Source organism: Rhodococcus sp. IEGM 1409 (genome assembly GCF_030056735.1).
Classification (GTDB): domain Bacteria; phylum Actinomycetota; class Actinomycetes; order Mycobacteriales; family Mycobacteriaceae; genus Rhodococcus_F.
Genome location: NZ_JASHKN010000001.1, coordinates 461,938 through 482,249 on the forward strand (window position 1 = coordinate 461,938; position 20,312 = coordinate 482,249).

Genomic DNA, 20,312 nt, shown 5'->3' on the forward strand with positions numbered 1-20,312 from the left:
TCACGCGGCGGCTGGGCCGAACCAACTCTCCGTTGTGTACACACGTCCGGATCGGTCGACGAGCCGAGCGCGAAGCGCTTGCTGTTCAACCCATTTGATGGCGCTGATGCCTCGGATCAACGCTGCTTCGCTCGCGGCGTACGCCCACACCGCGTCGTCCGCGATCACCGAGACCTGTGCCCATTCCGTGGAGGGCCGCTCTTGGTTGGGTTCCCAGGAGGGCAACTCTACCGCCCGCGCCGTCGCCATCGCGGTTCCGTTGATCAGCTCGACTTCTTCGCTGCCGGGCACCGGAATCTGCCAGCCACCGGCCGGTGCATGGCCGGCAGTGGCGATCACGTCGCCGATCCGGACGGCAACACCACATTGCAGTTCGGCAGCGACGATCTGCGCGGCGCGATCGACGGTGTCCGCCTTGGCAACTCCGGTGATGTCGAACGACGCACCCCACGGCGCGTACACCACGTCACCGTCGAGTTGTACGTCCTCGAACGTCGGGGTCGGGTGGACCGGTGGGATGGACTCGTCCTCGGAGTAGTTGTCGGCAAGCGGATTGACTGCACCGCCGGTCATACGGGCCGCCCACAGCGCCGACCGCAGCAGAGCCGACATACGTCGTGTCACCTTGACCGGAGTTCCCTGAGCGAGATTCACGGCGTGTATCTCGGCGTCGCCCCGGCGAAGGTCGCATACCGTCTCGGTTTCGTCGATGGCAGCTGCGATCAACGCGTGCGCGGTGGGCAGCGCAGCGCCTTCGGTGACATCCACCTCCACGGCGGAATCCCACATCGCCCACTTCTCGACACTGACCATGCCAGTCCTGCCCTTCAAACACCGCGTTGTAACCAGTATGCGCCGGTCAGCAAGCCCCGTGCCATAAGCCGCTGATCAGGGTCGGGGAAGGCATGGTGCACGGTGTGCAGCATTTCGACAGCCGAGACTGGGACGGGACAGGGACGAATCGGAAGATCTGTGCGACAGAATTGCCGCCTGTCACTGTCACCCTCTTTACCGCACTGACTGGCGTCTTACTGCAAAGACGCAGACCACTACTGACGCAACAGGCAATTCCGACTCGAAAGATGCAGAGGCGACACTCGACAAGCCTTGCCGGGATGCTGCGCCACGAGACCAGTGTGTCGTCGCCGAAGGATGCCGAATCTGTCGGGGTACAGGCCGACGGCGCCGACAGCACAGTATGAAATAGTGGCGAGCGACGAGATGTACTGCGCTCCAACATCGGCGACATACCAATCGGCCGCTTTTCGGAACGCGTCGATGTCGATCGGAGCCACTGAGGAACACCTGACCGACAGGTCGACGCGCCTGACCGTCCACTCGCGAATGACGAAAAGTACGCGCCTGTTACTGCTCGCGGGCATCGAGTCGATCACCAAGTAAGGACGGCGTGCCAACTCCCGCGGAACACAGCGGCCGTCGCTCGCCGGCAGTTCTCGCACGTTACAGACAGGGTCGACATGCATCGACCGTGACACACAGGACCGGCCGAAAGAACCTGCAGCACAACGGGGTAACCACCGCCATTTTGGTTATACGCCACCCCCACGCCGCTTGGCAAAACGAACGGTCAGTACGCGGCGTAAATCACATACTTTGCAAAATCTTTGGAATGTCGCAGCACCAAATATCCGCAGGTGAAACGACTTTCGACCAGAGTCCCGGATAACCGTGTCGTCTACTATGTGAAAACTGCGAAGTAGCTGTGACGCCGGGTCACGCTCGAGGGAGGAATTGTGACCGATTCATTCAAGGACCGCTTGAACGCCTTGTACCCGGCCACAGCCCCTAGACTCACCAACGCACAAGTTGTGGAAGCTCTTTCACAACGAGGATGCAAGATTTCGACGCCGTACCTCTCGCAACTCCGAAGTGGTGTGCGCACAAATCCGTCCGAGCAGGTCGTTTTGGCATTGGCCGATTACTTCGGCGTTGCCGCCGAGTACTTCTTCGGTCCGACGCCTCGGCAAGATCCCGAACTGATTCCGGAAGAAGACCGTTCGGTTGTCGAAGAATTCCACGACAGCGAATTACGTTCTCTGGCCATCAAAGCGGTCGATCTCTCCCTCGAATCGCAAGATTTGCTCTCGTCCATTGCGGAGAAACTTCGCTCGTCCGAAGGACTCCCGGCCGTCCCCCCGGATTGCAGCACGTACACCCCACCGTTCACGCGCGACGAGTCCAGGGTGAACGTCAGCGAGTCAACCGGTCTAATAGTGCCGAGGCGGTAACGATTCCGAGCATCGCTGCCCCGATCAGCACGCCGAAGTCGACGGCGTAATTGGTCGGCATTCCGATGAGTAGACCGCGCAGCGCTGATACCTCGTAGCTCAGCGGGTTGATGCTGCTGAGCCACTGAACCCACGTCGGCATGAGTTCGACCGGGTACACCGCGTTGGACGCAAAGAACAGTGGCATGGTGATTGCCTGCCCGATGCCCATCAATCGATCTCGTTTGAGCACGATTCCCGCGATCGCGACCGACAGGCAGGCAAAAAACGCTGCGCCCAGGACGATCACACAACTCGTCGGCTTCTTCCATGTAGTGCGCAGTGAACAGGACGGTCATGCCGCACTGCTTCTATATCTCCACCACTCGCTGCCAGACGGATTCGCGGGCAATGGGATCCAACCCCACCGTCGGTTCGTCGAGCACCAGCAGCGACGGTCGGTTCACCATGGCCTGCGCAAGTTCGAGCCGTCGCACCATACCGCCGGAGAAGCTAGACGCGAGACGATCCGCCGAATCAAGCAGATCCACCATCTCGAGCGCCTGGTCGACGCGCTCGCGTCGTTCGGACCTCGGTACGTCGTACAGTCGCGCGAACCAGGTCACGTTCTCGCGTGCGGTCAATGCGCCTTCGATCGAAAGCTGTGGCACGTACCCGAGACAGCAGGAACCAAGGTGGACACCGTATTTGCCGCGACACCCAATCGCCCGGCAGCCTCGGCCACGGACAGGCCCGGGTTGCGTCGTAGCAACGTGACGAGTTCGATCTGGGCGCCGCCGAGCGGTTGTACTGCAAACGGCCGCCCCGATGCCTTCCTGGTGCCCCGGCGCAATTGACCGAGAGTTTCCTGGACGTCATCTGCAAGGCCAGCTCCGATTTCATCCGTACCTCACAATAGCTCTGTAACAGAGCTATTTTCGAGGGATCGATCGCCCAGCGTTTTCAGCTCGTCCGCAACGGGTATCCCCGATTGCTCGTCCCGAGCACTCCCGCCCAGAACGGAGATGTCATGCGCAGACAGTGGTTGTTCGCGACGGTTGCGAGTACCGCCCTCATCCTCACCGGTTGCTCGCCCGACGCCCTCGATTCCGGGGACAGCGCGGACAACGTCACCGCCATCTCGACGTCGCTGTCACCACCTGCCGCTGCCGATGCACCCCTGCTGAAGACCGCCGACTCCCCGCTCGGGACGATCGCCGTCGACGGCGAGGGCATGACGGTCTACGTCTACAACCCGGACGAGGAGAACTCCCAAGCCGGTTCGTGTGACGATGCGTGCCTGCGTTACTGGCCCGCGGTCACCTCGGTCACCGATTCACCGATCGTCGAAGGAATCGACGCGGTGATCGGCACCGTCGACGGACCCGAGGGATCGTTCCAGATCACCGTCAACGGCAAGCCCGTCTATCGGTACCTCGACGACAAGGTTCCCGGCGACACGCTCGGGCAGAGTGTCGGCAGCCTGTGGTGGATGATCAACGCCGCCGGTAACCCCGTGTTCGAAACGGAGTAGTCGTCAGTTGTACGGCTGCCGAGCGGTTTCCGGGTCACCGTACGTGATTGCCCGTTCCCGACGAGTTTTCGACGCCAAGGTTGCACCCCAGTTCAGCACCGTGCTGGCGCGGTTGCGGAACCCGGCGAGAAACGCGATGTGGATGATTCCCCAGGACACCCATCCGATGAACCCGGACAACTGAACCGGCCCTGCCTGAAGCAACGCGTGGCGACGCGAAATGTAGGCCGCAGTTCCAAGATCGCGGTACTTGAAAGGCTTTCGGTTGGGTGCACCGTTTTCGACTGTGGCCGCGATCCTGGCCCCGGCGTGCCGGCCACCCTGCATCGCAACCTCGGCCACCCCGGCAAGCTTGTCTCGAGACATGAGGTCGCCAACCACGTAGACGTTCGGGTGACCGGGGACGGTCAGATCGGCTTCCACTTCGATGCGGCCACCGCCGACCTGCTTCACACCCAGCGCCGTCGCCAAGGCCTCGGCGAACGGCACTGCTTCGACGCCCGCAGTCCACAGAATCGTCCGTGTCTCGTACTGCCGCTTCTCTTTTGTCTTCTTGTCCGTCGTCTCGATGCTGGTCTCGCACACGTCGGTGACGTGCACACCGAGGTGAGTCTCGACGCCTATCCCGTCGAGAGTGCGTTTGGCTGCAGCCGAGAGCTTGCGGCTGAACGACGGCAACACACGATCGTCGCCGTGGAAAAGCAGCACCCGCGCCTCGTCCGGGTCGATGGACCGGAACTCGTTGGTCAGCGCGTGCATCGCCAATTCACGGATCTGTCCGGCTAATTCGACGCCGGTGGGCCCGCCGCCCGCCACGGCGAAGGTCAGCCACGGTCGACGCTCCTCCGCCGTCGGGAGCGACTCGGCCATCTCGAACGCGGCAATGAGACTGCGTCTGATCGCGAGAGCGTCGTCGAGGGTTTTCATCCCCGGCGCCCATTTGATGAACTCGTCCTGACCGTGGTACGACTGACGCATTCCAGCCGCCACGATCAGGTAGTCGTACGGCAATTCGAAGGTCGACCCGTCGAAGCGGCTGGCAGTCAGTATCCCGGCGTCCGCGTCCACCGACTTTGCCTCGCCCAGAACGACGTTCGTGTTCTTGTTGTCCTCGAGTAGATGACGCAGCGGACTTGCGATCTGCCCTTCGGAGAGCAGACCGGTGGCGCACTGGTAGAGCAGCGGCTGGAAGACGTGGCTGGTTCCCCGGTCGATCAGAACTACCTCGACGTCGGCCTTCTTGAGTCGTCTCGCCGCGTACAGCCCACCGAAGCCGCCACCGACGATCACTACCCGGGGCTTACCGTTCGAGATGTGGATGCTCATCAGACAAACCTCGCTGTCACGGAGTTGGGCAGGAATCGTAGCGCAGCATCTATCCCCTGCCACTTGAGGCCGGGTAGCGCCGCCCGAGTGGTTTCCTTCTCGATGGCGTCGACCATCGCGCTGACGCCTTCGTCCAAACTGGCCATGAGCGCAGCATCGTCGCCGGCGCCGGCGGACATGTCGGTCTTGATGAAGCCTGGCAGCAGCGTGGTGACCCGAATGGGTGTGCGCGACAACTCGATACTGAGCGCCTCACCCAGAGCCGCTACCCCGGCCTTGCTCGCCGAGTAGGCCGCCTTCGGACCGGGTAGCCCCCGATCCGCGCTGATCGAGGACACGAGAACCAGGTGTCCGGCGTCCTGCGCGCGGAAGATCTCGAGCGCAGCTTCACACTGCGAAAGCGCACCGACAAAATTCGTCTGCGCTGTTGCGAGATTCGCGTGCGCTTTGCCGGTACCGATCTTCGCACCCTTGCCGAGCCCGGCGTTGACGATCACCCGGTCCAGACCGCCCAGCTCTTCGCGAAGCTCGCCGAAAACTCGGACGACGGAATCGTGTTCGGTCACATCGAGTTCGCGCACTGCAACGCTGATCGACGGGTACTGCGCCACCAACTCCTCGCGCAGTGTGTCGAGGCGATCCGTCCGCCGGGCACACAGCGCGAGATCGCGACCTGCCGCGGCAAATCTCCTGGCCATCTCCTCCCCGAGACCCGAACTGGCACCCGTGATCAAAATCTTCTGCCGAATCATGGGTGCAACTGTAGCCACCATCGAGCTCTCGTACCCGACAGTAACCGAGCGAACTCGGACCGATCCGGCATACCGTGGAGCCATGACCGACGAATTCGATGTCATCGTGATCGGCGGTGGGCCCGCTGGTGAGAACGCCGCCGCATACGCCATCGCCGGGAGCAATCGCACTGCCGCAATCGTGGAACACGAACTGGTCGGCGGTGAATGCTCGTATTGGGCTTGCATGCCCAGCAAGGCGTTACTGCGTCCAGGGCAGGTCCTCGAAGCGGCCGACGCCTTGCCCGGGGTCCCGGCCGGACCGCTGGACGTCGAGGCCGTCCTGAAACGGCGCGACTCGTTCACCCACAACCACGACGATTCGTCCCAGGTCGACTGGGCCGCCTCCGTGGGCATCACCGTGATCAGAGGCCACGGGGTCATCGACGGCGAGCGAGCAGTGACCGTCGACGGGACCCGTAAGCTCCGCGCCCGCCAGGCAGTCGTACTCGCCACGGGCACAACTGCCACCGTCCCGAAGACACCGGGATTGCGCGAGGCACTCCCGTGGACCTCGCGCGACGCGACCAACCTGCACGAGGTTCCGTCGCGAGTGGCGGTCATCGGCGGCGGAGTCGTCGCAACGGAGTGCGCAACGTGGTTGTCGTCGTTCGGCGCTCACGTGACGCTGCTCGTGAGAGGTGATGCTCTGTTGAAATCAGCAGAACCGTTTGCCGGAACGATGGTGGCCGAAGCACTCGGCGCCCGAGGTGTGGACGTTCGACTGAGCACTGCCGTCAACTCGGTGTCACGACCCGATGCCAAAGACACCGGCGAAGGCCACATCCACGGAGGACCCGTCACTCTCGAGACAACTTCCGGCGTGATCGAGGTCGACGAGGTCATCGTCGCGGCGGGCCGCGGTCCGACGTCTGCCGATCTCGGCTTGTCCGCCATCGGCCTCGAGGACGGCAAGTACGTCACTACCGACGCTCATCTCTGCGCCCAAGGTGAGTGGCTCTACGCAGTCGGCGACATCAACGGCCGTTCACCGCTCACCCACATGGGCAAGTATCAGGCGAGAGTGTGCGGAGACGTCATCGCGGCGCGGGCCGAGAGTCGGGGACTGCGGGGGCCTCGATACACGGCGTCGGCGGACAACGGGCAGGTTCCCCAGGTCGTGTTCACATCACCCGAGATCGCCTGGGTGGGACGCACCGAGAAGAAAGCTCGCGACGACGGTTACGACGTCGAAGTGGTGGAGATCGAACTGGCCGTCGCAGGATCCTCGCTGCTGCGTGACGACTACTCGGGACGCGCGAAGTTGGTGATCGACAAGGCCACCGACGTGATCCTCGGCGCTACCTTCGCCGGGCCCGAAGTATCCGAACTGGTGCATGCGGCGACAATCGCAGTGGTCGGCGCCGTACCACTGGAAACTCTGTGGCATGCGGTGCCCTCGTATCCGACGGTCAGTGAGGTCTGGCTTCGATTGCTGGAGGCTCGCCGCTGACGCGATCCCGAAGTACGTATAGTCGCGACATGGCGTCCGACATACTTGTGACCACGGCCGACGGCACCCTGCGCGGCCGCCGGGTGGGAAAACTTCATGCCTGGCGCGGAATTCCCTACGCCCGTCCGCCGGTCGGAACACTGCGTCTGACTCGGCCACAGCCGGTCACACCATGGTCCGGCGAACGCGACGCGACCAGGTTCGGCGACGCCTCGGTGCAACACAAGAAGGGGCTGCTGCTTTCGCCCGGGAAGTACCAGCCGAGCAGCGAGGACTGCCTGACACTCAACGTGCTCGCTCCAGCGAACACCGGTAACACCCCGCGTCCAGTCATGGTCTTCATCCACGGTGGGGCGAACACCATCGGGACCTCGGCCACCGGCCTGTACTCCGGTGTGTCCCTCGTCGAACGCGGCGACGTCGTCTACGTCTCGATCAACTACCGGCTCGGCGCTCTGGGCTACCTCGATTTCACCCCGTTCTCCACATCCGAGCGCGTATTCGACTCCAACCTCGGACTGCGCGATCAGGTCGCGGCCCTGCAGTGGGTGCAGCGCAACATCGCCGCCTTCGGTGGGGATCCCGACAAAGTCACGATTTTCGGTGAATCCGCCGGAGCCACTGCCGTCACCACCCTGATGGCTACTCCGGCCGCCAAGGGCCTCTTCGCTGGTGCGATTGCCGAGAGTTCAGCTCCGGATCTGGTCTCGAGCACGCAGCGATCGCATGCCTGGGGTGCGCGTTTCGTCGAGATCCTCAATTCCGGCCTACCGCCCGCGAAGGCTCTGACCTCGGCGACAGCTGTCGAATTGGGCCGAGCCGGAAGCAGACTCGGCGCCGAGGTACTCGCGAACACACCTGGACTACACCCCTTCGGGCCGGTCGTCGACGGCGACTTCCTTCCGCGCTCCCCCTTGGACGCATTCAAAGAAGGATCGGTACACCAGGTTCCGATGATCATCGGAACCAACAGATGGGAGGGAACGCTGTTCCCGAAAGTGCTCGACGCACTCCCGACCAACCCGTCGCGCATCGACACCATGTTCGCCCTCACCGATCCCGAAGCCGGGAAGCGCATCCTCGCAACCTACCCCGGCTATCCCGACGAGCAGTCCGCCATCGATGTCGGCGGCGACGTCACGTTCTGGCACCCTTCCGTGGAGTTGATGCAAGCGCACGCACAATCGGCGCCGACGTACGCCTACCGATTCGACTTTGCGCCGACGATGATGCGTTGGCTCGGCCTCGACGCCACTCACGGTTTCGAGATGTTCGCGGTATTCGGCATCGGCGACACCCTTGTCGGGCGCGGCCTCACCCTTCCCGGCGGTCGACGCGGACTGCGCGCGGTCACCGAATCCGTTCAGGGACACTGGCTTCACTTCGCCAAGCACGGCTCGCCGCGCGGATCGTGGCCGCGTTACGACGTGCAGGAGCGTCGGACCATGATCTTCGACCAGATCGTCCGCGTCGAGAACGACCCTCGGCGCGAACAACGCTTGGCCTGGGCCGGATACAGCGGTTACCGTAGCCACGGCACCGACATTTCCCTACCGTGACGAGCGATCTCGAGATCACTCTCGATTCCGGAGTCGTGCGCGGGCGCCTCGATCGAGGAGTGCGCACCTGGCGATCAATCCCCTACGCAGCGGCCCCGACCGGCCCTTGGAGATTTCGCGCACCACAGGCGGTAGAGGCTTGGAATGGTGTCCGCCCGGCGGGGGCATTCGGCTCTCCGTCTCCGCAGCGCAAGAGCAACTTCGACGAGAACTCACTCTTCGTCAACGTCGTGGCTCCGCAGGTACCGTCGGAGTCGTTGCGACCGGTCATGGTCTTCATTCACGGCGGCGCGTACAGCGGCGGGAACCCGTCGACGCCCATGTACCGCGGAACGAGCCTGGTCGAACGTGGCGACATCGTCTACGTCTCGATCCAATATCGTCTCGGCGCGTTGGGCTACCTCGATTTCAGTGAATATTCGACTGCGGAACAATCATTCGAGACGAACCTCGGATTGCGGGATCAGATCGCCGCGCTGACGTGGGTCCAGCGCAACATCGCCGCTTTCGGTGGTGACCCGAACGCCGTCACCGTCTTCGGTGAATCGTCCGGCGCCAACGCGGTGACAACCCTGATGGCAACGCCGACGGCCGAAGGGTTGTTTGCTCGGGCCATCGCTCAAAGTCCGCCGGCTGCTTCGGCGTACGGAAAGCAGCGAGCGCATCGCTGGGCGCGCGAGTTCCTCGAGATCGCACATGCTCCGGATACCGATCCGGCATCGTGGCTGCGCTCCGCTTCGGTGAAGGAACTGGTCGATGCCGGAGAAGAACTTGCGCGCCGCGGCGCGGACGAGGAACCCGGAACGCGGGCATTTGCTCCTGTGGTAGGTGACGACGTCCTTCCCGAACACCCGCTCGACGTGTTCGCCGCAGGGAAAGCCCACCCAGTTCCGTTGCTGGTCGGTTCGAATCTCCATGAGGGGCGGATCTTTCCGCGCGTTCTCGACATCTTGCCTACAAATCCGGTTCGGATCGAGAAGATGTTCTCCCACACCCCGCCGGACGTGAAAGAACGCGCGCTTGCGGCCTATCCCACGTATCCACACCGGTTCGCTGCCGCAGATCTCGGCGGCGACATCACTTTCTGGGAACCGGCAATACTGTGCGCCCAGGGCCATTGCCAGGTAGCTCCGACCTACAGTTACCGCTACGATTTTGCGCCTCGCCTGCTCCGACTCGTCGGCATGGGCGCTACCCATGCCACCGAATTGCTTGCGGTCTTCGGGCGTTCGGATGCACTCACCGCGGCCTTGACCGCGGTAGGAGGACGCCGCGGACTGACCGCGGTGACCTCCACCATGCAGCGCCACTGGATCCATTTCGCCCGACACGGAGTGCCGGACCGGGATTGGCCCGCCTATTCCGTCCCGGAGCGGCAAACGATGATCTTCGACGAGACGTCCCGGGTGGAAGACGACCCGATGGGTGAGCGTCGACGGGCCTGGATCGGCTACGAGCACAGGCGCTGAAGCCCGATCAGAAGAACTGGCCTTTCACGAATCCTGCGAGTAGGGCCGCGAATCCGCCGATCTCTCCGAGAATCAGCAGGAACATTCCGAGATGCAGGGGCGGACCGGCGGACTCGAACTGGTTGTCGGTGTCTTTCATCGCACCGCGAGCGATGTAGCTCAATATCGCTGCGAGAAAGAAGAACACGACCACTGCGGCACTGGTCAGGTTGATCCACGTCGGCCACGCGCTCAGTTCGACGAACACCGCGATCAACAGCGTTGCGAACGAGTACATCAGGGCAGCCCGGTGGGCGATGTCGACATATGGATGGGCGAGGTGATTCTCCGAGGTGGCCATCTGACGGTACTTCCAGATGCCCAGGCACAGGGAAAGAAGGAAGATCAGACCGGCCGCGAGCAGCGTCAGTGTCGTGTCGATCCCGAGCGTCATCTGCTCAACCCGCAGTGCGCTTCCAGCGAGTCACCGCTGGGCGATCCAGTCGAAGGCCTGTCGTAGACGACAACCAGCACCACCGCACGATCTGCCGAGACCGACCGCATCCGATGCGGCGTATTCGCGTCGAAGTACAGGCTGTCGCCGGTGTCGAGATGCATCGTCTGCCCGGGGATTTCGAATTCGACGGAACCGGAGTGCACGAACACGAACTCCTCCCCCGTGTGATCCATGAACTTGGGGCCCATCACCGAGGCCGGGTGAACCACGAACGGCTGCATGGCCTTTCCGACCAGAGCGGGCGCGATCGGATCGTAGACAGAAGACTCGACCGAGGACGCCGGGTCGATCACCCGGTCTTTAGCGCGCACGATCGTCATGACGTTGCCCTCCATGCTGTCCGAGAACAGTTGTCCCACATCAGCATCGAGCACCCGCGCAATCTTGAGCGCTACCGCGATCGACGGCGTGCTGATACCCCGCTCGACCTTCGAGAGGTAACTCTTCGTCAGACCGGTCTGCTCGGCCAGGCCCTCGAGCGTCAGACCGGCGCGACGCCGATGTGTTCGCAGAAACGCTGCCATTCGATTCCTCTCACGAGACTTTGTGTCCTAACCCTACCCACCCATTGAACTGCGGCGATGATCGCCATACGGACCTGGCGTTGCACATTTCCGTCCTATATGACACTTTGTGTCTTATAGGTGACTGAATGTCATCTACTCCTCAGTCCAGAGAAAGGCACACCCATGACCGACTCGATGCATGCGAGCAAGCAAGAACTCATGGCCACCGCCGAGACGAAGATGCTCACCGAAGTAACCACAGGTAGTTGGACCGTTCGACAGAAGATCGCTCTGACCTGCAGGGCACTGTCGGACGCCGGCCACGATTCCGGCCTTGCCGGCCAGATCTCCGCCCGCGGCGAGCAGCCCGGCACGTTCGTCACCCAGCGACTCGGCCTCGGGTTCGACGAGATCACCGAGGACAACCTCCTGCTTGTCAACGAGGATCTCGAAGTCCTCGACGGCGAGGGAATGCCGAACCCCGCCAACAGGTTCCACAGCTGGATCTACCGCGCCCGACCCGACGTCAACTGCATCGTCCACACGCACCCATTACACGCGACCGCGTTGTCGATGCTCGAGATTCCCCTCGTCGTATCCCAAATGGACATCGCGCCCCTCTACGACGACTGCGCATTTCTCGCCGACTGGCCCGGAATTCCCGTGGGAAACGAGGAGGGCGAGATCATTTCGGCCGCGCTCGGTGACAAGCGGGCAATTCTGCTCGCCCACCACGGCCAACTCGTCGTCGGCAACACGGTCGAAGAGGCCTGCTCCCTCGGGCATCTGATCGAGCGAGCGGCCCGACTGCAGTTGCTGGCGATGGCTGCCGGCGACATCAAGCCGCTACCGCCTCGCCTGGCGAAGGAGGCACACGATTGGACACTGACTCCTCGGCGCAGCGAGGCGAACTTCGCGTACTACGCCCGTCGCGCTCTCCGCAATCATCCCGACGCACTGGCCAACTGAATTTCGTTTCTCACCAACAGAACAGAGAGCCTCATGAGCAGCACTATCAAGGGAATCGTCGCCTATCCCATCACCCCGTTCGACCGCGACACCGGAGCATTCGATCCCAATCCGCTACACACGCTCCTCGACAGCATGATCAGCAGTGGTGTCGACGCGATAGCCCCACTCGGCAGCACCGGCGAGAGCGCCTATCTCGACGACGCGGAATGGGAGACAGTCGCCCGCGAGACCCTCGCCTACGTCGACCGCCGAGTCCCCACCGTCGTCGGAGTATCGGACCTGACGACGGCGGGAGCACTTCGCCGAGCATCGATCGCGGCAGACGCCGGCGCCGACGCAGTCATGATCCTTCCCACATCGTACTGGCATCTGGGTGAGCAGGAGATTCGTGAACACGTCACTGCGGTAGCCGATTCCGTCGACATTCCCACGATGATCTACAACAATCCGGCCACCACCGGTATCGACATGTCGCCGGAGTTTCTCTTCGACCTCGTCTCCACCGTCGACGGCATCACGATGATCAAGGAATCCACCGGCGACATCACCCGGATGAACCGCATCAACGAACTGAGCGGTGGCACTATCCCCTTCTTCAACGGCAGCAATCCTCTTGCACTGCAATCTTTCTCTGCAGGCGCAAGCGGATGGTGCACGGCAGCTCCGTGTCTGGTGCCCGAACAGGTGGTGCATTTCTGGCGTCTACTCGAATCCGGTGATCGGTCGGATGCCGGCGCTGTATTCGAACAGATCGAGCCACTACTGAAGGTCCTCGTCAGTCGCGGACTGCCGTCGACGGTCAAGGCCGGGTTGGATGTTCTCGGCGTCGACGCCGGCCTTCCCCGTCGGCCGCTCCTTCCCCTCGACGACAACACCAAGACTGCTTTGTCCGACGCTCTGTCGGTGGCTCGCGGTGTAATCGTCGCGTCGTGACCTGACGTCGGAGTGGGTTCCGGCAAGATGGGATGCACACCGACCGAAGGAGGGGCACCATGTCCGTAGATTCACGGTCTGCGAGGATCGCCGTCACCGGCGCTACCGGTCATATCGGCGGACTGGTGGCCGCGTCGTTGGCCGTTGCCGGTGTCCCGCAGCGGCTGATCGCACGTTCGGTCAATCGACTACCGCAGCTCCCCGGTACCGATTCAGCCGAGACCACGTACGGGGATCAGGAGCGCGCTCTCGCGGCTCTGGCCGGAATCGACACCCTCTTCATGGTCTCGGCGGCCGAAAGCGCAGATCGCCTGGATCAGCACCGAACCTTCATCGACGCCGCAGCGGCGGCCGGGGTCAGGCACATCGTGTACACGTCTTTCCTCGGCGCCGCTCCGGACGCAACGTTCACGCTGGCTCGCGATCACTGGGTCACCGAAGAACACATCCGTGCTTCCGGACTCGCATTCACCTTCCTGCGCGACAGCTTCTACCTCGATTTCCTACCCGCTCTCGCCGGCGAAAACGGTGTGATCCGAGGCCCCGCCGGGGACGGTCTCGTCGGCGCTGTAGCGCGGTCCGACATTGCCGCGGTCGCTGTCTCGGTCCTGCAGGATCTGGATTCCCATGTCGGACAGACGTACAACCTGACCGGACGCGAGGCACTGACGCTCTCCGAGGCTGCGAGCATCATCACCGAAGTCACCGGCAAGCAGACCACGTACGTCGAGGAAACTGTCGAGGAAGCCTACGACTCACGGGCGTCGTACAACGCACCGGCCTGGGAACTCGACGCATGGGTGTCGACGTACACCGCAATCGCGCAGGGTGAGTTGGCGCTGATCACGGGCACTGTCGAAGAACTTGTCGGCCGGCCTGCACTCACGCTGCGCGAATTCCTCACGGCGCAGGTCGATACCGCCTGATGCCGCCACGCAAAGCAACCACGGCGCGCAAGGCGGCCGCAAAGAAGGCTGCTCCCAAGAAGGCTGCTCCCAAGAAGACCGCCGCAAAGAAAACTGTCGCAAAGAAAAGATCACGCGCTGTGATGCCCGACGTTCCGACAGCCGGTCCGGGCGAACGAGTCTGGCTTCTCGACGTACCCTTTCGGACGCCGGCGCCTGGTGCGCAGTTCGTCAAGAAATGGAAGAGCTACGCGTGGGTTGGTACGGATTTGCCCGTAGAACTCGCTCCGTTCAAGGCACTCCCCTTCTCGTATCAGCAGTGGGTCGAGGACGACATCAATGACAGCACCGGCGAACGTCCAGTGGCCGCGCCCAAAATTCCGCGGCCCGAGCAGGTTTCGGGGGCGGCAGCCGTCGTCGACGCTGCTCGCGCCGGCAAACGCGGATTTCTGTTGGCAGACAATGCGGGCCTGGGTAAAACGCTCATCGCGGTGATGTCTGCCAAGACGATTGCCGAAGAGCGCGGCGAAACCAACATCCTCGCCCTCGTCGATCGACCGGCACAGATCACCATTCCGCATTGGCGCTATTCCATCGCCTCGGTGGGCGACGGCGGCTTCCGTTGGCTGATCATGTCGCCTGACCAATTGAAGAAACTGATCGCACGAAACGGGCGTCCCAAATACACGTTCGGTGTGGTGATTGCGGACGAAGCCCAGCTGTACAGCAACGACACACAGCGCACCACTGCTTTCGAGAAGGTTGCGCGCTTTTCGAATGCGCACGAGCAGGCGCCCTTCGTCCTGTCCGTGACAGCAACTCCGGGACATACTCCAGCCGATCAGCGTTACCTGGCACCTCTTTTTGCGCAGCTGCATTCGGAGCCCTCCGAATACTGGTCGGACCTCGGTGCCAGGCTTGCCGAGTCCGGTCTTCCGCTGGACAAGTCCTACGGGAAGTGGACGTGGAGCGCTGAGGCGAAAGAATCACCGACACTGCAATCCCAGGCGCTCGAGACCGTACGGGGGTGGATGTCGAACAACAATCCACCCTTGATGATTCATCGCCCGACGCCGTGGGGACCCGTTCCACTGGACGGTATGCCGATCGACCTCACGCATGCCCAGCGCGCCGAATACGAGACGGAGTGGGCCCAGTACGCGTACGAGATGGGCTTGGCCCGTAAGAGCCGCAACATTGCCAGGGGTCGTGCGCTGGTTCTCCGCTATCGCCAGAAGGCGGGAATGATTCGTGCCGAGTCGACAGCTCAGTGGGCGCAAGCCCAGGTCAAGGCAGGCAAGCAGGTGTTGGTGGCCGTCGAGTTCGTCTCCACAGCAGGCGATCCGCTGGTCGAGATGATCGAAGACGCCGGGATCTCGGTCGCGAAACTGTTCGGCGCGGTACCGGACAAGGAGGGCCAGCGTCTGCGATTTCAACGCGGGGACGCACCCGTCATCGTCCTCAATGTCACGACCTCGATTTCGCTCCATGCCAACGAAGCGCTCCCCGACGGCACTCACGCATCCTCGCTGCCACGGACGGGGATCTTTCATCAACCGCGATACTCGGGAATCGCGGCAGAACAGACATTCGGTCGCTCACACCGCGACTACCAGACGTGTCCGTGGGTCATCCCCTTCGGCGTGGGCACCAAGGAAGAGGACGTTGCCACGGTCATGCTGCGCAATCTTAATTCCGTGACCGGCCTGAAGGGCGGCGATCGATCCGGTCTGCGGTCGCTGTCCGAATTGCTCGGTGTCGAATGGCTCGAGCCCGACGTCTTGACTTCGGAAGCCTGACCTTCCTGTAAACGTCCAACGGCCACAAACGAACGGGTTCGGAGATTTGCCCCAATTCTGTTCCACTAAAACCGAACGGCGCCGAGAAAGCGAGGAGTTCGATGCGCAATATCTACGCTCGATCGAGCGGTGCAGAAGGTTTCGGGTGGCAAACTCTCCCTTGTCGGGGAGAACACCTTGACTCAGCTACTGCTCACCACGACGGGCCGTAAGACCGGCTAGTTCTCGCACCACGCCACTGCTGTACGCGCCCGACGGCGATGCGTTCGTCGTCGGATCCAACTGGGGCAGGATACGCATCCAGCCTGGACGCTCAATTTGATGGCAAACCCCACCGCAATCGTGACAGTGAAGGGCGTCGAAATACCGGTCGGTGCAACCCTGGCGGAGGGCGCCAGATCCGCGTATTTCGGCTCCACCCTGTCAAATAGCTGCTGCCGGGCGCAGGATGGCAAGGACCAACCTGCCGAATCTCAGGAGCATTCGCGAATGTCCACAGCACTGACTCATGCAGAAGACACACAGATCAAAGCTTCCAACGGGCGGATCGCACTCGAGCCGAACCCCCGCCGAATTCGAGCATTCTTCGCTGGTCACGCCGTCGCGGACACCATTCGTTCGGTCTACCTGTTCGAACGCGGCCGCCTGCCGATGTACTACATCCCCCTCGCCGACGTTCGCACCGACTTCCTCGTTCCGACGTCGACGACCACCCATTGCCCATGGAAGGGTGACGCCACGTATTGGACGATCGAGATCGGGGATCGCCGCGCCGAGGACGCTGTCTGGTCATATCCCGAACAGTTCGACAAAGCTCTGGACCTGAGTGAGTACGTCGCGTTCTACTGGGATCGCATGGACGCCTGGTTCGAGGAGGATCAACAAGTCTTTGTCCACGCCCGCGATCCATACGTACGTATCGACGCACTCCCCTCGTCCCGGCACGTCCAGGTTTTTGTCGGCGACGTGCTGGTCGCCGAGACGACACGACCCCGACTGCTCTTCGAAACCGGCCTGCCCACCCGGTACTACATTCCGAGAATCGACGTTCGCAGCGAGTACTTTGCCGCATCCCCGACCACTACCGCCTGCCCGTACAAGGGCACCGCGTCGTATCTGTCCTTCACCGGCACACCCGAACTCGCACCGATCGACGATCTGGCGTGGTTCTATCCGTTCACCACCGCCGAAGCGTCCGGAATCGACGACCATGCGTCGTTCTATCCCGAACGCGTCGGCAAGATCCTGGTGGACGGCGCCGAAATCCAAGAAGGTGCAGGCATCTGAAAGGTGCGGTGCCTATCCCACCGCGACAGGGGATTCCGGGATTCGTAGTTCAGCCGTCTCCAGTCGGCGATCGTGCATCCACACCAACACCGTTGCGAGGGAGAAGACCAACCCGGCGATGCATACTCCATTCCAGCCGAACGACTTCCACACCACTGATCCCACTGCCGAGCCCACGGCTGCACCGACGAAGTAGGTAGTCATGTACACGGAGTTCACACGCGAACGTGCTTCGGGGACAAGGGCGTAGATCACGTTCTGGTTGCTGACGTGCACTCCCTGCAGCGCGAGGTCGGCAAGAACGATGGCGACAAGAAACCACACTATATGCGCGGCACCGGCGAAAAAGGGAAGCCACGAGACCAACAGAATCGCAATGGCCCCGCCGGTTGCCACCTGACCCAATCCCCGATCGGCCAGTCTGCCTGCCACTGTCGCCATCAACGCTCCCGCCACACCGAGTAGTCCAACCAGGCCGATTTGGGTGTCGCTGTAGCCGAATTCGTCGGAGAGCAGAAAGGCCATGGTTGTGAAAACAGTGCTGACAGCAGCAAAGGCCAACCCGCCCATAGCCGATCGAGTCCTCAGGCGCGGCAACGTAGCAGCCAACCTCCCTACCGACGCAAGCGTTGCGCCGTAACCGGCCTTCGGACGATCTGCCGAATCGGAAGGCAGAGATCGCCACAAAGCCACGGCCATCGCCACCATCAGCACCGCCGCCACCTTGTACACCGTCGACCAACCTCCCAGTCCGGAGAGCACACCGGCAACGCTGCGCGCCAACAGGATTCCGATCAGTAGTCCACTCATGATCGTACCGACCACCTGACCCGACCTCTCGGGTTCAGCCAGTGAGGCGGCAAACGGAATCAGTACCTGCGCGGCGACCGAAAAGATGCCTGCCACTGCGATTCCCACTGCCAGCGTGGCAAAGTTCGGCGCAAATCCGCTGACCGCTTGACCGGTCGCCGCCAGCAGCATGAGCCCTACCGTCAGCTTGCGTCGGTCCACCATGTCGCCTACCGGAACCAGGAGTATCAATCCGAGTGCATACGCGACCTGTGCAATGGTCACCGTCGCCGCCGCGGTCGAGGCGGACACATTCAGGTGATCCGAGATGGAATCGAGGAGTGGCTGATTGAAATAGTTACCGCCTGCACACAGCCCTGTCGCCGCGGCCATGAGCAGCACTATCGGTAGTCCGAGCCTCGGACGCGCGTCGCTTGAAATCATGTCGCCAAGCATGACCCTCCGCACCGGCGTGCGTCCAATAGATGAATACGCATGATCTATCGCCGAGAACGATAGATTGATGCAATGGAACTACGTCACATTCGCTACGCCCTTGCCGTTGCGGAAGACAGGCACTTCAGCCGGGCAGCAGCGCGGTTGCACGTTTCCCAGTCCGCCCTGAGCACCCAGATCAGAGACCTCGAAAAGGAGCTGGGAGTGGAACTGTTCAACCGAAACAGTCGCAACGTCGGCCTGACTGCTGCCGGCGAGGTTTTTGTTGCACGCTCCCGTGAGGTACTCGGCGCCGTGTCGAGGCTGGTCAGCGATGTCTCGGCTCGGAGCAACGAGCAGGTGCGGCTGACGGTCGGCACCATCACCTCGGCAGGACGCGTCGACGTCGGCCGCGCGCTGGCAGATCTGACACGCCGACACCCTGCAATCAACATCACCGCGCGGCCGTACGGCAGTGAGGTGGTGATCGAGGGAGTTCGGTCCGGCGCGATCGACGTCGGCATAGTCGGATTGGCCGCCGGCCGCCTACCCAAGAGCTTTGCCGCGGCACCGTTGTGGAGTGAACCGACCGCAGCGTTTGTCGCTCCCGGCCATCCCTTTGCCCAGGCCTCGTCGATCAGGCTCGAAGACCTACGAGATCACACTCTCGTGGACTTCGCCTCGGGCAGCGAGGCTCGTGTCCAAACCGACCAGGCCTTCGCCGAATCACAGGTCCCTCGCGGAAAAACCCTCGAAGCCAACTCCGTGGACCTGATCTGTTCACTGACCGCCAACGGTTTGGGCGTCGGCCTGCTCCCCCGATCCATGAGCGCCCTACATCCCGAACTGATCTGCATTCCGATCACCGATGCACCACATCGGATCGTCCACGCAATTACCGAACCCACCCATTCGTCTGCCCTCGCCCGAGAGTTCGTCGAACTGCTCGCGGCGCAGTTCGCTACTTGAGTAGTTTTGACATTCGCCTGTCTGCCAACGGTTTACCACCGGTCTGGCACGTTGCGCAGTACTGAAAAGAGCGTTCTGCGAACGACACTTCGCGTACGACGTCACCACACACCGGGCAGGGAAGTCCGGTACGCGCGTGTACTCGCATCCCCGAGCGTTTCTCACCTTTGAGTCGGGCCGCGTCCTGGCCCTCCAAACGCTCGATCGCGTCGGCCAGCGTGGATCGCATCACGGCGTACAGCGTCGAAATCTGCTCCGGTGTCAGGCGCGACGAGGTCGCGAACGGCGAGAGTTTCGCGGTGTGGAGGATCTCGTCCGAGTAGGCGTTCCCGATACCGGCGATCAGCGACTGATCAACTATCGAGTTCTTGATCCGCGCCGACGTGCCGCCCAGAATCTCTGCGAACTCAGCTTCCGTCACAGCCATCGCGTCCGGCCCCAATCGGGCGATGCCTGGAACCTCCTGCGGATCGTGGACCACCCAGACTGCAAGGCGCTTCTTGGTACCCGCCTCGGTGAGATCGAATGCCGGCGTCAACCCTTCGGGTGTGAAGAAATGGACGCGCAGCGCCAACGGCCCCTTGCCCGGCTTCGGCGGTGTTGCCGACGGATTGTCGAGCCAACGCATCCAACCGGCACGCGAGAGATGCGTGACCAACCACAACCCGTCGCAGTCCAGCGCCAGATGCTTTCCGAAGCGGGCGGCGCCCGTCACGTCATGCCCTTGCAAAGCCGTGATCGGCGGATCGAAGGTCTTGAGCACACTCAGTGCTGCGATGTCGACGCGTCCCACCACTGCGCCGACCGCGTGCTGACGAAGGAACCCTGCCAGCGCTTCCACCTCGGGTAGTTCAGGCATGG

General features: G+C 62.5%; 18 protein-coding genes and 3 pseudogenes. 12 read left to right on the forward strand and 9 right to left on the reverse strand.

The window, feature by feature from the left end:
- Positions 1–813 carry an FAD:protein FMN transferase gene (locus tag QM716_RS02285; RefSeq protein ID WP_283302120.1) on the reverse strand — a complete coding sequence of 271 codons (813 nt, stop codon included), beginning with the start codon at positions 811–813 and terminating at the stop codon, positions 1–3.
- Between the two features lie 941 nt (positions 814–1,754).
- Here QM716_RS02285 and QM716_RS02290 point away from each other — a divergent pair.
- Positions 1,755–2,249, forward strand: a complete 495-nt coding sequence (locus tag QM716_RS02290) for a helix-turn-helix domain-containing protein (RefSeq protein ID WP_283302122.1) — start codon at positions 1,755–1,757, stop codon at positions 2,247–2,249.
- Here QM716_RS02290 and QM716_RS02295 read toward each other — a convergent pair.
- Both QM716_RS02295 and QM716_RS02300 read right to left on the reverse strand, forming a co-directional pair.
- Positions 2,212–2,538, reverse strand: a pseudogene (locus QM716_RS02295) (ABC transporter permease); the annotation flags it as partial. The gene QM716_RS02290 and the pseudogene QM716_RS02295 sit on opposite strands and share 38 nt — an antisense overlap.
- Positions 2,531–2,908: pseudogene (locus QM716_RS02300) on the reverse strand (ATP-binding cassette domain-containing protein); the annotation flags it as partial. The pseudogenes QM716_RS02295 and QM716_RS02300, both read right to left, overlap by 8 nt.
- A gap of 350 nt (positions 2,909–3,258) precedes the next feature.
- Here QM716_RS02300 and QM716_RS02305 point away from each other — a divergent pair.
- On the forward strand, positions 3,259–3,762 hold the full coding sequence (locus QM716_RS02305; RefSeq protein WP_283302124.1) for a COG4315 family predicted lipoprotein: 504 nt from the start codon (positions 3,259–3,261) through the stop codon (positions 3,760–3,762).
- Positions 3,763–3,765: 3 nt separating this feature from the next.
- Here QM716_RS02305 and QM716_RS02310 read toward each other — a convergent pair whose 3' ends face one another.
- Both QM716_RS02310 and QM716_RS02315 read right to left on the reverse strand, forming a co-directional pair.
- Entirely contained in the window at positions 3,766–5,088 is a 1,323-nt protein-coding gene (locus tag QM716_RS02310; protein ID WP_283302126.1) for an NAD(P)/FAD-dependent oxidoreductase, read from the reverse strand.
- Positions 5,088–5,840, reverse strand: a complete 753-nt coding sequence (locus QM716_RS02315; protein ID WP_283302129.1) for an SDR family oxidoreductase — start codon at positions 5,838–5,840, stop codon at positions 5,088–5,090. The genes QM716_RS02310 and QM716_RS02315 overlap by 1 nt, the downstream gene beginning before the upstream one ends.
- A gap of 82 nt (positions 5,841–5,922) precedes the next feature.
- Between QM716_RS02315 and QM716_RS02320 the strand changes: the two genes are divergently transcribed.
- Genes QM716_RS02320 through QM716_RS02330 form a run of 3 tightly spaced genes read left to right on the forward strand, consistent with a single transcriptional unit; the run spans position 5,923 to position 10,360 of the window.
- Positions 5,923–7,332 carry a dihydrolipoyl dehydrogenase family protein gene (locus QM716_RS02320; protein ID WP_283302131.1) on the forward strand — a complete coding sequence of 470 codons (1,410 nt, stop codon included), beginning with the start codon at positions 5,923–5,925 and terminating at the stop codon, positions 7,330–7,332.
- 29 nt (positions 7,333–7,361) lie between these two features.
- A complete protein-coding gene (locus QM716_RS02325; RefSeq protein WP_283302133.1) occupies positions 7,362–8,891 on the forward strand; it encodes a carboxylesterase/lipase family protein in 1,530 nt (509 codons plus the stop codon).
- Positions 8,888–10,360: a carboxylesterase/lipase family protein gene (locus tag QM716_RS02330; RefSeq protein WP_283302135.1), complete on the forward strand. Its 1,473-nt coding sequence runs from the start codon at positions 8,888–8,890 to the stop codon at positions 10,358–10,360. The genes QM716_RS02325 and QM716_RS02330 overlap by 4 nt, the downstream gene beginning before the upstream one ends.
- A gap of 7 nt (positions 10,361–10,367) precedes the next feature.
- Here QM716_RS02330 and QM716_RS02335 read toward each other — a convergent pair whose 3' ends face one another.
- Together QM716_RS02335 and QM716_RS02340 are read right to left on the reverse strand one after the other, a co-directional pair.
- Complete coding sequence (locus tag QM716_RS02335) at positions 10,368–10,793, reverse strand: hypothetical protein (protein ID WP_283302136.1); 426 nt, start codon at positions 10,791–10,793, stop codon at positions 10,368–10,370.
- Complete coding sequence (locus QM716_RS02340; protein WP_283302138.1) at positions 10,790–11,380, reverse strand: helix-turn-helix domain-containing protein; 591 nt, start codon at positions 11,378–11,380, stop codon at positions 10,790–10,792. The genes QM716_RS02335 and QM716_RS02340 overlap by 4 nt, the downstream gene beginning before the upstream one ends.
- Before the next feature lie 165 nt (positions 11,381–11,545).
- Here QM716_RS02340 and QM716_RS02345 point away from each other — a divergent pair, with 165 nt between their 5' ends.
- From QM716_RS02345 to QM716_RS02370, 6 genes and pseudogenes are all read left to right on the forward strand, one after another.
- Entirely contained in the window at positions 11,546–12,331 is a 786-nt protein-coding gene (locus QM716_RS02345) for an aldolase (RefSeq protein WP_283302140.1), read from the forward strand.
- Positions 12,332–12,364: 33 nt separating this feature from the next.
- On the forward strand, positions 12,365–13,267 hold the full coding sequence (locus tag QM716_RS02350; protein WP_283302142.1) for a dihydrodipicolinate synthase family protein: 903 nt from the start codon (positions 12,365–12,367) through the stop codon (positions 13,265–13,267).
- A gap of 59 nt (positions 13,268–13,326) precedes the next feature.
- Positions 13,327–14,193: an SDR family oxidoreductase gene (locus QM716_RS02355; protein ID WP_283302143.1), complete on the forward strand. Its 867-nt coding sequence runs from the start codon at positions 13,327–13,329 to the stop codon at positions 14,191–14,193.
- A complete protein-coding gene (locus QM716_RS02360; protein ID WP_283302145.1) occupies positions 14,193–15,971 on the forward strand; it encodes a DEAD/DEAH box helicase in 1,779 nt (592 codons plus the stop codon). The genes QM716_RS02355 and QM716_RS02360 overlap by 1 nt, the downstream gene beginning before the upstream one ends.
- A 282-nt stretch (positions 15,972–16,253) precedes the next feature.
- Positions 16,254–16,370: pseudogene (locus QM716_RS02365) on the forward strand (nitroreductase/quinone reductase family protein); the annotation flags it as partial.
- A gap of 90 nt (positions 16,371–16,460) precedes the next feature.
- A complete protein-coding gene (locus tag QM716_RS02370; protein ID WP_283302147.1) occupies positions 16,461–17,258 on the forward strand; it encodes a DUF427 domain-containing protein in 798 nt (265 codons plus the stop codon).
- Positions 17,259–17,270: 12 nt separating this feature from the next.
- On the opposite strand, the gene QM716_RS02375 is transcribed toward QM716_RS02370, so the two are convergent.
- A complete protein-coding gene (locus QM716_RS02375) occupies positions 17,271–18,503 on the reverse strand; it encodes an MFS transporter (protein WP_283302150.1) in 1,233 nt (410 codons plus the stop codon).
- Positions 18,504–18,575: 72 nt separating this feature from the next.
- Here QM716_RS02375 and QM716_RS02380 point away from each other — a divergent pair, with 72 nt between their 5' ends.
- Positions 18,576–19,451 carry a LysR family transcriptional regulator gene (locus tag QM716_RS02380; protein ID WP_283302152.1) on the forward strand — a complete coding sequence of 292 codons (876 nt, stop codon included), beginning with the start codon at positions 18,576–18,578 and terminating at the stop codon, positions 19,449–19,451.
- Here the strand turns inward: QM716_RS02380 and QM716_RS02385 are convergent.
- Positions 19,444–20,310 (reverse strand): Fpg/Nei family DNA glycosylase, encoded by an 867-nt coding sequence (locus QM716_RS02385; RefSeq protein WP_283302155.1) that lies wholly within the window; start codon positions 20,308–20,310, stop codon positions 19,444–19,446. The two genes, QM716_RS02380 and QM716_RS02385, sit on opposite strands and share 8 nt — an antisense overlap.
- Positions 20,311–20,312: the final 2 nt, after the last annotated feature.